Here is a 13,506-nt window from a genome sequence, read left to right as displayed (position 1 = left end):
CGTGGCCGTCCCCGCGGTCGCGGCCGTCAGATCGGCGTGGCCGTCACCAGGACACCGGGTAGCGGACCGGGTGCCTGCCGATCCTGCCGGGCAGCAGGCCGATGACGACCAGCAGCACGCTGGCCAGGACGAGCAGCGGGAGGAAGGGCACGGGGTGCGGGGCCTGCAGGACCACGATCACGGCGGTGGCCGCGGCCGGGGAGTGCGAGAGGTGGGTGAGCATCATCGAGCCCAGCGAGAGCCCGGCGGCCACGGCCGCGCCCCAGGTGGTGCTGCCGGTGACGGCCAGGGTGGCGAAGCCGATCAGGGCCGACATCAGCTGGCCGCCGATCAGGTTGCGCGGCTGCGAGATCGGCAGCGCGGGCGCTCCGTGCACCAGCGCGGCGCTGGCGGCCAGCGGCGGGATCAGCAGCGGTTGGTGGAGCAGTACGCCCACCCCGACCAGGAGGAGCAGGGCGCCGATGGCGAAGACGGTGGCCCGCAGGACGTGCAGTGGGTGCGGCCTGGGTGTGGCGGCGGGCGGTGGTGTGGACATGCGTGAGCGACTCCGGACGGGGGACAGGGACCCGGAGATGATAAACAGACTGTTGAATGAAAGGTAGGACGTTTTGCCTGTCGGACAGGATCCGTCCACGGAGCCGGACCACCCCGGGAACCAGAACGAGAGCGAGCAACCCATGACCACGCCTTCCGTCACCGTCTTCCGGGACGTCCGCCCGTACGGTGCCGACCGGGCCGTCGACCTGGTCGCCGTGGACGGCCTGCTGGCCGAGCGGGTGCCGGACGGGGCGGTGCCGGAGGTGGTCGAGGGCGGTGGCCGGATCGCGCTGCCCACCCTGGTGGACGCGCACATCCACCCCGACAAGACCGCCTGGGGCGAGCCCTGGTACAGCCGGCGCCCGGCCGGCTCGCTGCCCGAGTACGTCCGGGGCGACGTCGACCTCCACCGGCACCAGCGCACCCCGCTCGCCGACCGCGCCCACCGGCTGCTGAGCCACGCCGTGGCGCGCGGCACCCGCGCCGTGCGGGCCCACGTGGACGTGGCGCCCGCGTACGGGCTGGCCGGGGTGACCGGGCTCGCCGAGGTGCGCGAGCGGCTGGCCGGCGCGCTGGACGTCCAGCTGGTGGCCTTCCCGCAGCACGGCGTCCGGCGGACGCCCGGCGCGGGCGCGCTGCTCGCGGAGGCGGCGGCGAGCGGACTGGTCGACGCCGTCGGTGGCATCGACCCGGCGGGCTTCGACGCCACCCCGGCCGAGGGCGGTGAGGGTGAGGGGCCCGCCCAGCTGGAGCTGCTGTTCGGCCTGGCCGAACAGCACGGACTGCGCCTCGACATCCACCTGCACGACCGGGGCGAGCGCGGCCTCGGCCCGCTGCGCGACATCGCCGCGCGGACCAGGGCGGTCGGACTGGCCGGACGGGTGGTCGTCAGCCACGCCTTCTGCGTCCCCGAACTGACCGGCGCCCCGCTCGCCGACCTCGCCGCCGAGCTGGCCGAATCCGGCGTCGGCCTCACCACCGTGGCGCCCTCGGCCCACCAGGTGCTGCCGTTCCGCGAGCTGCGGGCGCACGGGGTGCGGGTCGGGCTCGGCTCGGACGGCGTACGCGACTCGTGGAGCCCGTACGGCAACGCCGACATGCTGCACCGCGCCCACCTGCTCGGCTGGACCACCGACGCCCGCACCGACGAGCAGCTGGCCGACTGCTTCGCGCTGGCGGCCGACGGCGGCGCCGAACTGCTGGACCTGCCGGTCGCCACCCTGGCGGCCGGCTCGCCCGCCGACTTCATGCTGGTGACGGGCGAGTGCCTGCCGCAGGTGGTGATCGACCTGCCGAGGCCCGACCTGGTGGTCCGCGCGGGCCGGGTGGTGGCGCGGGACGGGCGGTTCACGGGCTGAGCGGTGCCGCGGGGGCCGGTGCGGGCCGGTCCGGGTTGTTGGGGGCCGGCGGGGGCCGGTGCGGGCCGGTCGATTCGAGGATCGGTCAGCCCGCGCCGACCAGCGTCGCCGGGAGGTAGCCGGAGGATATGCCCAGCTCCCACCCGTGCGCCTGGACCGCGAGGGCGGCGAGAGCGATCGGGACGACCGGGAGCAGGGTGCGGGGCCGGGCCGTCGCGGGCGTGCTGTCGCGGTGGAGGGCGAGGCGGGCGGCGAGTGCCTCCTCGAAGGCGGCCCGGTCGTCGTCCAGCAGGACCCGCAGCAGCCGCTGGTCCGGGCTCAGCCCGCCGGGCGTCGCCCCGGCCGCGGCGTCCAGGCCCCGGGCGGCGGCCGCGCGCTCGTCGGCGTCCGGCTTGCGGAGCGGGACGGGACCGGGGGCGATCCACGGCGACCGCTCCGTCTCCACGACGAAGAGGTACGAGCCGAGGGCCGTCATCCCGGCCAGGTCCGCGGGCTCGGAGACGGACGTCAGGTCCGAGTGGGGCAGGCCGTCGCGGACCGCGGGCGCGTAGTCCTCGACGAGCAGCGGGCCGAGCATGCGGTCGCGGTGCGGCAGCAGACCGCCGATCAGGCACATCGCGAAAGCCTCCACCCAGGTCGCGGCCGTGGGCGCGAAGTCCACGACCGCACCGAAGCGGACGTCCTCGCTGTCCAGCGTCCTGCCGATGTACGGGAAGGGGACGTCGAAGTCGCCCCGGGGGAAGCAGCCGAGCTGGAGCACGCCGAGGGCGCACTCGGCCGCCGTCCACAGGGCCGCGCGGGCGTCGGCTCCGGTGAGGGCCCCGTCCTCCAGGGAGAGGGCGGCGACGTGGTCGAGCAGTTCCTCGCCCATCGCGCGGACCGAACCGATGGTCAACTCGTCCTCGAGGTCGTACCAGTGGCCGAGCGCCCGGCCGCGGACGTCCCCCAGGGCGTCGCGGATCCGCTGCTGGACCACGCTGTGTCGCGTCACTTCCCGCACGTGCTGGTGCCTCCCCGTCGGTGGTGCGGTCCGTCGTCCCGCGTACCCGTGCTGACGGAGAGGCACGCTAGCAGCGACCACCGACAGCGGGAGCCGGCGCTCAGAGGAGGCGGGCCGCGCCGGTCTCGTGGAGGTGCACCAGCGCGTCGTAGGCCGGGCCGATCGCCAGACGCGGCAGCGGGTCGCTGCGGAACTCCGTCCCGGCGTCGTAGGTCGGGCGGGCGGTGTCCAGCCAGGAGCGGGTGGCCGGCGGGGCGGAGCGCAGGTCGACGTAGTAGTCGCGGGGGCGCACCCGGTCGAGGACGTACTCGTTCATTCCGGCGGTGGCCGGGGGAACGGTGACCTTCTTCCAGTCGGGGGCGAACGGGGAGTCCTTGGTGAGGAACGAGCCGCGGCCGAAGGTGAGACCGATGGCGACGTAGCCCGTGCCGAGGGCGTCGCGCAGGTACTCGCCCTGGGTCCTGGGGTAGAGCTCGGGGTCGCTGCTCCGGTACCCGACATGGCCGTTGTGCGCGGACAGCAGCACCTTTCCGCCGGTGCGGCGCTGCCACCAGAGGGTGTTGTCGGTCATCGCCCGGTCGCGGAGCTGCTGCATCGCGGCCACGTCGGCGGTGTCCTCCAGGTTCACCGCGCTGAAGGCGAAGGTCAGGGCGATGCTCCGGGCGTTCTGCACCGCCCACGCGTACGCCTCGTCCTCCGTGCCCCCGGCTCCGGCCGCGGGCCCGGCGGCGGTGACCAGTTCCAGCGTCCGCTGCGCCACGACGGCGTTCTGCCGCCGCTCGGCGAGCGGCCGCGTGGTGACGTAGCCGATGGCGTCGTCGAAGGGGCGCAGGCCGGCGTACAGCTGCTCCAGCCGCGGCAGCGACCCGGGGGCGGCCTCGCGCACATAGGCGGTCACCTGGTCGAAGAGCTGGTCGCCGATCGCGGGGAAGTTCAGGTCGTCACCGAGGAAGTGGACCGGGCGCAGCGGGTGTTCACGGTTGTGGTCGCGCATCCAGTCGATCAGGTCGGCGAACTCCTGGCGCTCCCAGGGTGAGGTGCCCATCGTGTCCTTCACCAGCTGCCGGGCGTCGCCGCCGGTGCGGCCCTGGACGTAGTCGTCGATCCGCAGGCCGCTGGACCAGCTCGTCTCCAGGGCGAAGGTGGTGAACCCCTTCTCCTCGACCAGGTGGCGCAGCACCCGCTGCTTCAAGGTGAAGAACTCGTGCGCGCCGTGCGTGGCCTCGCCGAGCCCCACCACCGTGGCGTCGCCGATCATCGCGCCCAGCGGCCGCAGGTCGGTGGTCCGGCCCGTGGGTTCGGTGGACCGCAGGGGGTGGGCGAGCGCGCCCAGTTCGCGGACCATGGTGGAGAACTGACGGTCCGTCCGGTTTGCGCTGTCCGGCTGGTCGGCGCTCCTCGACTGGTCCGCGCGGGCCGCGGGGGCGAGCAGGGTGGCGGTCACGGCGGCCGCGGTGGCGGTCAGCAGGGCGCGTCGGTCGATGCGCTTGCCGCGCTCCTCGCTGCGTGCGGTCATGTCGGGCTGCTCCTCGGTTCCTCGAAACCATCGATCCGCCGGTCCGCCGATCCGTCAATTCGACGATTCGGGCAGCAGGTTCGATGGGTGCGAACGGTTCGCCGACGAATGCCGGCCAACGAATCGTCGATCACCGGGGGGCGGCGACGCGCTGGGGAACACCACCGGATCCGGTGGGGGGACAACCCCCGGGAGGTCCGGCGCTCCCGGCGGGGCGGGTCGGAGCGCGGGACCACCGTACGGACAACGGAAGCAGAAGACAACGGAGTGCGGGGGCTGCGCGGTTCAGGACGACTGGACGCGGACACGGACACGGGGCCCGGGCGGCCCCGCGTGCCCCCGTCCCCGGGGGGCACGGCGGGGCCGCCGGACGTTCGCCACCCGCGCGGCCGGTTCAGAGCGAGGCGGACCGGTGGGTGGGACGGCCGTCCAGGACGGTCAGCAGGACGGGGAGGTCCGCCAGTTCGGTGGCCGGGGTGGTGAGCGGGTCGGCGGCGAACACGGTGAGGTCGGCGCGGTGGCCGACGGTGATCCGGCCCGCCAGCTGCTCCTCTCCGGCCGCGCGGGCGGCGTTGGCGGTCATCGCCAGCAGCGACTCCAGAGCGGTGAGCGCCTGGCCGGGGTTGTGCGGGGCCTGGCTCAGGTCGCGGGTGGGGCGGCGGTGGCGGGCGCCAGCCATGACGCCCAGCGGCGGGTAGGGGGCGATCGGCCAGTCCGAGCCGAGGACGACGGTGGCGCCCGCGTCCCAGAGGTCGCGGCAGCGCCACGCGCGGTCGGCCCGCTCCTCGCCGAGGCGGCGGGACCAGTTGTCGGTGTGGTCGGCGCGGGTGAAGTCGCAGCAGTGGGTGGGTTGCATGGAGGCGACCACGCCCAGCTCGGCGAACCGCCGGACCACCGGGTCCGGAACGGTCTCGATGTGCTCGATCCGGTGCCGCACGGGGGAGGTCCCGGGCCTCGCGCCCCCGTTCGCCGCCGCGTTTCTTGCCGCGTTCGCCGGCTCGCTCGTCGTCGCCTTCTCGATCGAGTCGAGCGCGTGCCGGACCGCGGCGTCGCCGATCGCGTGGGTGGCGGTCGGGACCCCGGCGCGGTGCAGCTCCCCGATGACGTGGGTGTAGTGCGCCGGGTCCGGCCAGAAGGCGTGGGTGGACTCGCCGTGGCAGTCCGGGCGTTCCAGCCAGGCCGTCCCGTTGTCGATCGTGCCGTCCATGAACAGCTTGACGCCGTCCACCCGCCAGAGCCGACCGCCCCGGTCCTGCTGCGCGATCAGCGCGCTCAGCCCGTCCGCGTCCACGCCGGGCTGGCACCAGGGGGCGACGCGCAGCCGCAGCGGCAGCTCGCCCGCCTCGTCCAGGTCGGCGTAGAGGTCGAGGCTGTCGCCGTTGGCGTCCATCGCGTGGCCGCCGGTGAGGCCGGTGGCGGCCATGGCGCGCAGCGCGACGGCGAGGCGGTCGCGGCGCTCGGCGCGGGTGGGCCGGGGGGCGGCGCGCTCGACCAGCTCACAGGCGGCATCCTCCAGCAGCAGGCCGGTGGGGCGGCCCTCGGCGTCGCAGACCACCTCGGCGGCCTGGTCGAAGCTGCGTGGGCCGTCCACGCCGGCCAGCTCCAGGGCGCGCGGGCTGGCGAGCATCGAGTGGGCGTCGAAGAGCTGGAGCAGCGCCGGGACTCCGTCCAGGACGGACGCGAGGGCGGCGGACTCCACCGGACGGTCGCCGAAGACGTTCGGGTCCAGCCCCCAGGCGTGCAGCCAGGTGCCGGGGGCGAGGCGCGCGGCCTCGGCGGCGAGGGCGGCGCGGACGCCGGCCAGGTCGGTGCAGGCGGAGAGGTCCAGGCCGTGGGTGAGCTCGGCGCCGGTGACCGGATGCAGATGGCCGTCCACCAGGCCGGGGGTGACTACGGCGCCCTTGAGGTCGATCACCGTGGTCGTGGGGTCGGCGAGTTCGCGGACTGTGCGGTCGTTGCCGAGGGCGGCGATCCGGCCGTCCACGACGGCGAGGGCGGTCTGCGGGAGGAAACCGCCCGAGGCGGGGTCGAGCAGACGGGCGGAGAGGAGGACCAGGGAGGTGCGCACTTCGGCTCCAGCGGTGCTGCGGGTGGGGGCGGGGTGGGGTTGCGGGGGTGCGGAGGCTTCGGTCAGGACTGCTCGGCGACCGGGGCGGGAGCGGGGGGCGTGGGCGCGTCCGCCGGGCTCGTGGTGTCCGCGGGGTTCAGCGTGCCGTCGGCCAGGCCCAGTTCGCGTTCGGCGGTGGCGGCGGCGAGCCGGGTGACGGAGGACGGGTGGTCGCGCAGTCCGGTGTTGGCGTGGACGGCCAGGCCGTCGATCACGACGAGGATCCGAACGGCGGTCAGTACCGGGTCGTCGGTGCGGAATTCGCCCCGCTCGACCCCGGTGGCGATGACACCGCCGAGTCGGCCGCGCCAGCCGTTCTCCTGGTCGAGCACGCGCTCGCGCAGGACGGGGCGGTAGCGGCTGAGGTGGCGGGCGTTGAGCCAGAGCCGGCTCATGTCGTCGTAGGACGGGCCGGTGGTGCGGGCGAAGAAGCGCGCCAGGTGTCGCAGCGCGGACCCGTCCGGCGGCTCGGTGGGCAGCAGCGCTTCCAGCTCGGCGGTGGCGGCGCTGCCGAAGGCCTCGGCGACGAGGTCCTCGACGGCGGGGAAGTAGTGGCTGATCAGGCCGGGCCGGACGTCGAGTTGCTCGGCGATCCGGCGCAGGGTGATGCACTCCAGTCCCTCGGTGAGGGCGACCTCGGCCGCGGCGCCGACGATCTCCGCCCGGCGGTCCTCGGGGGACTTGCGAACCCGTTTGCGCTGAACGCTTGACGTCATGTTCCGGATGCTATTGAGTGTGCGACCAATAAGCAAGCAGGTGGGCACGACACCCCCACGGAGGGCCCCCAATGGCGTCCACGCTCCCGGACCACCCCCGCACTTCCCCGGACCTGCCCCCGCACCCGGCCGCCCCGCCCCAGCAGGAACGGGGCGGCCGGGTCGAGGTCCACGGCATCGACCACATCCCCGAGACCGAGCGGCGCGGGCGCGCCCGCGAACTGTTCCCGGTCTGGGCCGCGGCCAGCGTCAACTACCTCAACCTGGTGGTCGGCGGCGCCCTCGTCCTGAGCGGCCTCGACCTCTGGCAGGCCTTCGCCGTGGTCGTCCTCGGCAACCTGTTCTGGCTGGGCACCGGCCTGCTCGCGACCTCCGGACCGGCCGCCGGCGCGCCCAGTGAGGTGATCACCCGCGCCATGTACGGCATCCGGGGCAACCGGGTGAACAACGCCGTCACCGGCTGGATGATCTCGGTCTGCTACTTCGCGCTGAACCTCGCCGCGGCCGCCGTCGCCGCCTTCTCGCTCGCCGAGGAGGCGGGAATCACCCCGACCACCCCGATCAAGATCACCATCGTGATCGCGATCGTCGTGCTGACCCTCACCATCAGCGTGTACGGGCACGCCGTGATCGTCCGGCTCTACCTGCCGATCACCCTCGCCCTCACAGCGGCGTTCGCGGTGGTCGGCTACGCGATCGTCACCCACGCCGACCTCGCCTGGAGCCAGCCCGAACCGCTCACCGGCGGACGGCTCTGGGCGGCCCTCCTGGCCGGCGTCACCCTGATCGCCTCCGGCCCGCTCTCGTACACCACCAGCGCGGACTTCTCCCGCTACCTGCCCGCGACCACCGCCCCGCGAGCGGTCCTCGGCTGGACGGCCCTCGGCGGCTTCCTGCCCAGCGTGGTGGTCGGCGGCCTCGGCGTGCTCGGCGCCACCGCCGTCGACATGACCGACCCGCAGGCCGCCCTCCGGCAGATCCTGCCCGGGTGGTTCAACCCCGTGTTCCTGCTCTCCCTCGTGGTCGGCACCATCGTGGTCAACGCCCTCACCGCCTACAGCGCGGGCCTCGCCCTCCAGGCCGTCGGCATCCGCATCCGCCGCACCCTCAGCGTGCTGGTGGACGGCGCGGTCGCGGTCTCGCTGACGCTGTACGCCCTGCTGGTCTCCAACTTCCTCGACACCGTCAGCAACGTCCTCCAGCTGACCGTCGTCCTCCTCGGCCCCAGCACCGCCGTCTACGCCGCCGACATCCTGCTGCGCCGCAACCGCTACGACGGCCGCGCCCTCGGCGACGAGAGCCCCGGCAGTCCCTTCTGGTACCGCGCCGGTGTCAACCCGGCCGGCGCCATCGCCCTCGCGGGCGGCGTCACGGCAGCGGCGCTCGGTGTGGACACGCTCTACACGGGTCCGTTGGCGGCGTTGGCCGGGGTGGATCTGGCCTTGCCGGCGGGTGTGGTGGTGGCCGCGGTGCTGTACGGGGTGCTGATGCGTCGGCGTGGTGTGTAGCGCGCGGCGGTGTGCCGGGCTGCCGGGCTGCCGGTCGCCCGCCTGCCCGCCCGCCTGGCCGCCCGCTCATCGCGGGTGGCCGGCCGGTGCGGCCGGTGCGGCCGGTTCGGGGGAGCGGGTGGGACCGGGCGGCCAAAGGAAACGGCAAGGAGAGTCGATCTCCCTGCCACTATCAAGCTACAGCGTGACCCGGGGCTTGCGGCAAGGCCCCCGTTGTGGCGCAGAATCCCGACCGTAAGGCCATGACCTGCGGAAACGGGAGTCGTGAAATGCGCGTGTTGATGACGACATGGGGATCGCGCGGGGATGTCGAGCCGCTGGCGGGGCTGGCGGCGGCGCTGCGGGGGCTCGGCGCGGAGGTACGGGTGTGCGCGCCGCCGGACGAGGAGTTCGCGGCCCTGCTGGCGAGGGCCGGGGTGCCGCTGGTGCCGCTCGGCCCGTCGGTGCGCTCGATCGTCGCCGGTCCGAAGCCGCCGACCGCGGAGGACGCGTTCCGGCTGGCCCGCGAGCTGGTCGCCGCGAGGTTCGAGACGCTGACCGCGGCGGCCGAAGGCTGCGACGTGCTGCTGGCGACCGGCCTGATGCCGGCCGGGGCGCGGGACGTCGCGGAGAAGCTCGGCCTCCACTACGTGCTGGCCTGCTTCCACATCTTCGGACTGCCCTCGCGGAACTTCCGGCCCGGCCGGCGGCCGGGCACGCCGTCCCCGCAGGACGAGACCGACTACCGGAAGCTCTGGGAGCAGGACGCCCAGCGGGTCAACGGGCTGTACCGGGAGGCGCTCAACGACCACCGGGCGGCCATCGGTCTGCCGCCGGTGGAGAACGTCCGCGACCACGTCTTCACCGGGCGGCCGTGGCTGGCGGCGGATCCGACCCTGTGCCCGTCGGAGGGCATGACGGAACTCGACGTGGTGCCGACCGGGGCGTGGATCCTCCCCGACGACCGCCCGCTCCCGGCCGACCTGGAGGCGTTCCTGGACGCCGGTGAACCGCCCGTGTACGTCGGCTTCGGCAGCATGGCCGCGTACGCCCCGGAGGGCATCGCGCGGGTGGCCGTCGAAGCGAGCCGTGCGCACGGCCGCCGGGTGCTGCTCGCCCGTGGCTGGGCCGGGCTCGCCCCGATCGACGACCGCGAGGACTGTCACGTCGTCGGCGAGGTGAACCAGCAGGCCCTGTTCCGCAGGGTGGCCGCCGTCGTCCACCACGGCGGCGCCGGCACCACGACGACCGCGGCCGTGGCGGGCGCGCCGCAGGTGGTCGTCCCCCGGATTGCCGACCAGCCGTACTGGGCCGCCCGGGTCGCCGAGTTGGGCATCGGCGCGGCCCACCTCGACCGGACGCCGACCGTGGACTCGCTCTCCGCCGCGCTCGGTACGGCCCTGGCGCCCGGGACCCGGGCGCGGGCGGGGGCTGTGGCCGGCGGCATCCGCACCGACGGGGCGACGGTGGCCGCGAAGCTGCTGTTCGAAGCCGTGGGCCGGGAGGTGCCCGCCGGGTCCGGGTGAGTGCTCGGGGAGCCGGGCCGCGCAGGTGCCGGGTGAACGGCGGGGCCCGGTGAACAGCGGCGCCCGGTGAACGGCCGTGCGGGCCGGGTGGGTTCGATTCCGGATCGGCCTCCTTCCGATCGATCAGGGGTGGTTGTCGGCCCGCGCACGGCCGGTTCCGGCAGTGATCCGGCGACCGGCGGCCGGGTGCCGGCAGGGTCGGTTAGGGTGCCCACTTGCGCGCCCGGTCACCGCAGGCCATGCGCGAGGGGAGGGCGGCATGACCGACGGCACGCACGGGGGAGTGGGACAGGACGGGGACGGCATCCAGTGGCTCGCCGACATCGGCCGGCCGGCCACGGGCCGACCGTCAACGGGGCGCCGGTCGACCGGCCGGCCGTCAACGGCCGGACCCGACCCGGACGGTGAGGTCGGCGGCGTCGTCTTCGCCCGGGGGATCACGCCCCAGGAACTCGCCCGCCGGATGGGCGCCGACCCGGCCACCGCAACCGAGCCGATCAGCGACACCGAGATCCGGGACCTGGACATCGAGGTCTACCGCCCCGGTGACGACGGCGACGGTGTGATCCGGGTCGGCGAGTGCGCCGGCTGGTCGTTCGCGATCGAGTACGGCGACTCCACGGGCGGCGAACTGCTCATCGAGATAGCGCGCGACGGCGTCGAGGTGGTGCACTTCCGCCCGATGCCGGAGCAGCGGCCGGCCCTGCTCGACTACGCCCGGGACGGCGCCGTGCTGTGCGGCTTCGGCCTGGGCGAGGAACGCTGGCGCTGGGGCCAGGAGCCGGACCTGCTGGTGCCGGACCTCGTCGCCGCCGGAGTCCTGGAGGCCGACGGCGTGACCCCCCGCGACCCCGGGCGCGAGCCCGAAGGGGACGCCCGCCGCCGCGCCCTCGGTGCCGTCGAGCGGCGCTTCGGGCTGAGCCTGCCCCGGGCCGCCCTCGGCGGGCTGCGCCTGCCGGCGTACGCGGTGCGGGGAACCCCGGGCATGGCGCTGCGCTGAGGGGGTACCGCGCCGGCGATCCGCGGCACCGACGGCCCGCGAAGCGTTGACGCGGGCGCGGAGGAGGACCCGGCGGACGGAGGGCAGGGCGAACGGCAGACGCGGGAGCGGCGGGAACGCGAGCTGCGGGAACGGGAGCGACAGGAACGGGAGCGGCGGGCGCGGAAGCGACAGGAACAGGGTGGTCACGGCAGGGTTCCTTTCCGGGCCCCACCGGCGGGGCCCCGATGGCCGTCATCCTTGCGCGCCGGCTGCTCGTCGCACATGTGCCGATCGGGAGGTTCCCGAGGCGCAATCCCTGCTCTGGCCCTGCTGATCGGCAGGGCCAGGGCAGGACGGGGCCGGGGAGACGCGCCCCCACCGCCGTCGCGAGCCTCCGCAGTCCGGCCGTGCGGCCCCGTCCTTCACCCGGTCGGCCGGTGGAATCCGGTTCGGCGCACGCCCCCGTCCAGGGGGTCCCACCAGGCATCCGCGGGATCCGGCCCCTAGGGTCTGTGGTGCGTCGACGAACCGAGCGCCGGGCGTACGCCGGCCCGTCGAGCGCCGGCGTCGTCCGGCCGGCCCGAGGCCGCGTACCGGGTGCCCGGCCGACCCGAGAGGTGGACCCACCCCATGCACACCGTCGTCCGCGGCGCCGGAGCGTTCGGCCTGGCCGCCCTGCTGCTCACCGCCGCCACCGGCTGCCAGGGCGACGGCTCCTCCGCCGCCGAGCCCGCGCCCACCTCCGCGCCCGGCGGCGCGGGGACGGGGACCGGCGCCGCCACCGGAGCGGCCGCCCAACAGCTGGACTGGCACGCCTGCTCCGCCCCCACCAGCGCCCAGGGCAGCGGCACCGCGCCCGCCACCGAGGACTGGCAGTGCGCCACCCTCAAGGCCCCGCTGGACCACACCAAGCCGGACGGTACGACGATCGACCTCGCGCTGATCCGCAGCCGGGCCAAGGACGAGGAGCACCGGATCGGCTCGCTGCTGTTCAACTTCGGTGGCCCCGGCGCCTCCGGCGTGGCCACCCTGCCCGCCCTCGCCGCGAGCTACAGCTCCCTCAACTCCCGTTACGACCTGGTGAGTTTCGACCCGCGCGGAGTCGGTGCCAGCGCCGGGGTGACCTGCCTGGACGACCGGGCGATGGACGCCGCCACCGCCGCCGACAGCACCCCCGAAACCCCCGAGGCGGTGAAGGTCCTGGACGCCGACAACGCGGGCTTCGCCGCCGCCTGCGAGCACAACTCCGGCGCGGTGCTGCCGTATGTGGACACCGAGAGCGCGGCGCGCGACCTGGACCTGATGCGGCAGGTGCTGGGCGACCAGAAGCTCTCCTACTTCGGCATCAGCTACGGCACCCAGCTCGGCGGCGTCTACGCGCACCTGTTCCCGCAGCAGGTCGGACGGATGGTGCTGGACTCGGTGGTCGACCCGACCAAGGACCCGCAGCAGTCCGCGCTCGGCCAGGCCCAGGGCTTCCAGCTCGCCCTCGGCGACTTCATGAAGGCCTGCGCCGCCCAGGCCGGGACCGCCTGCCCGACCGGTGCGGGCGGCGAGGACGGCAGCGCGAAGGTCGAGGCACTGGTGCAGAAGCTGGCGCAGTCGCCGCTGCCCACCAAGCAGGGGCGGCAGCTCACCGAGAGCCTGGCCGTCACCGGTATCGCGGCCGCCCTGTACAGCCAGGAGACCTGGCCCGCGCTGGCCACCGGGCTCACCGAGGCGATGGAGCTGGGGACCGGCGACACGCTGCTCCAGCTCGCCGACGCGCTGAACGGGCGAGACGCGCAGGGGCACTACACCAACCTGAACGCCGCGAACCGGGCGATCAACTGCGTGGACGCCCGGCAGCGCTACTCCGACCAGGACGTGCAGCAGCAGCTGCCGCAGTTCCGTGCCGCCTCCCCGGTGTTCGGGTCCTTCACCGCCTGGGGCCTGACCGCCTGCACCGGCTGGCCCGTCCCGGGCAGGGCCGCCCACCCGGACGTCTCCGCGCCGGGCGCCGCCCCGGTCCTGGTGATCGGCACCACCGGCGACCCGGCGACCCCGGTGGAGGGCGCCCGCACGATGGCGCAGCAGCTCGGCGCGGGCGTCGGCGTCACCGTCACCCTGCAGGGCGAGGGGCACGGCGGCTACAACACCGGCAACCCGTGCCTGAAGCAGACCGTGGACGCCTACCTGCTGGACGGCACGGTGCCGGCGGACGGGACGACGTGCGGCTGAGTGGCCGGGCGGCGGGAAAGTGGCCCACTGCGGCAGCTGTCGATTGGCTCTGGAGAG

The 13,506-nt window shown here is 74.8% G+C and carries 10 protein-coding genes; 5 read left to right on the top strand and 5 right to left on the bottom strand.

Annotation, left to right across the window (positions count from 1 at the left end):
- Nucleotides 1-43: 43 nt before the first annotated feature.
- The gene (locus ACFVVA_RS10875; protein WP_387688005.1) at nt 44-535 is read right to left on the bottom strand and encodes an HPP family protein; all 492 of its coding nucleotides are present in this window, start codon (nt 533-535) and stop codon (nt 44-46) included.
- A 142-nt stretch (nt 536-677) separates the two neighbouring features.
- On the opposite strand from ACFVVA_RS10875, the gene ACFVVA_RS10870 reads away from it, so the two are divergent.
- Entirely contained in the window at nt 678-1,895 is a 1,218-nt protein-coding gene (locus ACFVVA_RS10870; RefSeq protein WP_387688003.1) for an amidohydrolase, read from the top strand.
- Nucleotides 1,896-1,980: 85 nt separating this feature from the next.
- On the opposite strand, the gene ACFVVA_RS10865 is transcribed toward ACFVVA_RS10870, so the two are convergent.
- From ACFVVA_RS10865 to ACFVVA_RS10850, 4 genes are all read right to left on the bottom strand, one after another.
- Entirely contained in the window at nt 1,981-2,886 is a 906-nt protein-coding gene (locus ACFVVA_RS10865) for an immunity 49 family protein (RefSeq protein WP_387688001.1), read from the bottom strand.
- A 109-nt stretch (nt 2,887-2,995) separates the two neighbouring features.
- A complete protein-coding gene (locus ACFVVA_RS10860) occupies nt 2,996-4,411 on the bottom strand; it encodes an erythromycin esterase family protein (protein WP_387687999.1) in 1,416 nt (471 codons plus the stop codon).
- Between the two features lie 394 nt (nt 4,412-4,805).
- The gene (locus ACFVVA_RS10855) at nt 4,806-6,479 is read right to left on the bottom strand and encodes an amidohydrolase (RefSeq protein ID WP_387687997.1); all 1,674 of its coding nucleotides are present in this window, start codon (nt 6,477-6,479) and stop codon (nt 4,806-4,808) included.
- Nucleotides 6,480-6,541: 62 nt separating this feature from the next.
- Nucleotides 6,542-7,234 carry a TetR/AcrR family transcriptional regulator gene (locus ACFVVA_RS10850; protein ID WP_387687995.1) on the bottom strand — a complete coding sequence of 231 codons (693 nt, stop codon included), beginning with the start codon at nt 7,232-7,234 and terminating at the stop codon, nt 6,542-6,544.
- Nucleotides 7,235-7,305: 71 nt separating this feature from the next.
- On the opposite strand from ACFVVA_RS10850, the gene ACFVVA_RS10845 reads away from it, so the two are divergent.
- From ACFVVA_RS10845 to ACFVVA_RS10830, 4 genes are all read left to right on the top strand, one after another.
- Complete coding sequence (locus ACFVVA_RS10845) at nt 7,306-8,742, top strand: purine-cytosine permease family protein (protein ID WP_387687993.1); 1,437 nt, start codon at nt 7,306-7,308, stop codon at nt 8,740-8,742.
- 269 nt (nt 8,743-9,011) lie between these two features.
- Nucleotides 9,012-10,247, top strand: a complete 1,236-nt coding sequence (locus ACFVVA_RS10840) for a glycosyltransferase (RefSeq protein ID WP_387687991.1) — start codon at nt 9,012-9,014, stop codon at nt 10,245-10,247.
- A 259-nt stretch (nt 10,248-10,506) separates the two neighbouring features.
- On the top strand, nt 10,507-11,247 hold the full coding sequence (locus tag ACFVVA_RS10835; protein WP_387687989.1) for a DUF6461 domain-containing protein: 741 nt from the start codon (nt 10,507-10,509) through the stop codon (nt 11,245-11,247).
- A 612-nt stretch (nt 11,248-11,859) separates the two neighbouring features.
- Nucleotides 11,860-13,449 carry an alpha/beta hydrolase gene (locus tag ACFVVA_RS10830; RefSeq protein ID WP_387687987.1) on the top strand — a complete coding sequence of 530 codons (1,590 nt, stop codon included), beginning with the start codon at nt 11,860-11,862 and terminating at the stop codon, nt 13,447-13,449.
- Nucleotides 13,450-13,506 lie beyond the last annotated feature (57 nt).

Origin of the sequence: Kitasatospora sp. NPDC058048 (assembly GCF_042885555.1) — a bacterium.
Lineage (GTDB): Bacteria > Actinomycetota > Actinomycetes > Streptomycetales > Streptomycetaceae > Kitasatospora > Kitasatospora lactacystinica.
Note: the sequence above shows the minus strand (reverse complement) of the source record. Positions and strands in the feature narration are given on the sequence as shown.

Bases quoted from the DNA above. Each gene is read 5' to 3' on its own strand.
- ACFVVA_RS10875 (WP_387688005.1), bottom strand. From the start codon at position 535: ATGTCCACACCACCGCCCGCCGCCACACCCAGGCCGCACCCACTGCAC.
- ACFVVA_RS10870 (WP_387688003.1), top strand. From the start codon at position 678: ATGACCACGCCTTCCGTCACCGTCTTCCGGGACGTCCGCCCGTACGGT.
- ACFVVA_RS10860 (WP_387687999.1), bottom strand. From the start codon at position 4,411: ATGACCGCACGCAGCGAGGAGCGCGGCAAGCGCATCGACCGACGCGCC.
- ACFVVA_RS10850 (WP_387687995.1), bottom strand. From the start codon at position 7,234: ATGACGTCAAGCGTTCAGCGCAAACGGGTTCGCAAGTCCCCCGAGGAC.
- ACFVVA_RS10845 (WP_387687993.1), top strand. From the start codon at position 7,306: ATGGCGTCCACGCTCCCGGACCACCCCCGCACTTCCCCGGACCTGCCC.
- ACFVVA_RS10840 (WP_387687991.1), top strand. From the start codon at position 9,012: ATGCGCGTGTTGATGACGACATGGGGATCGCGCGGGGATGTCGAGCCG.
- ACFVVA_RS10835 (WP_387687989.1), top strand. From the start codon at position 10,507: ATGACCGACGGCACGCACGGGGGAGTGGGACAGGACGGGGACGGCATC.
- ACFVVA_RS10830 (WP_387687987.1), top strand. From the start codon at position 11,860: ATGCACACCGTCGTCCGCGGCGCCGGAGCGTTCGGCCTGGCCGCCCTG.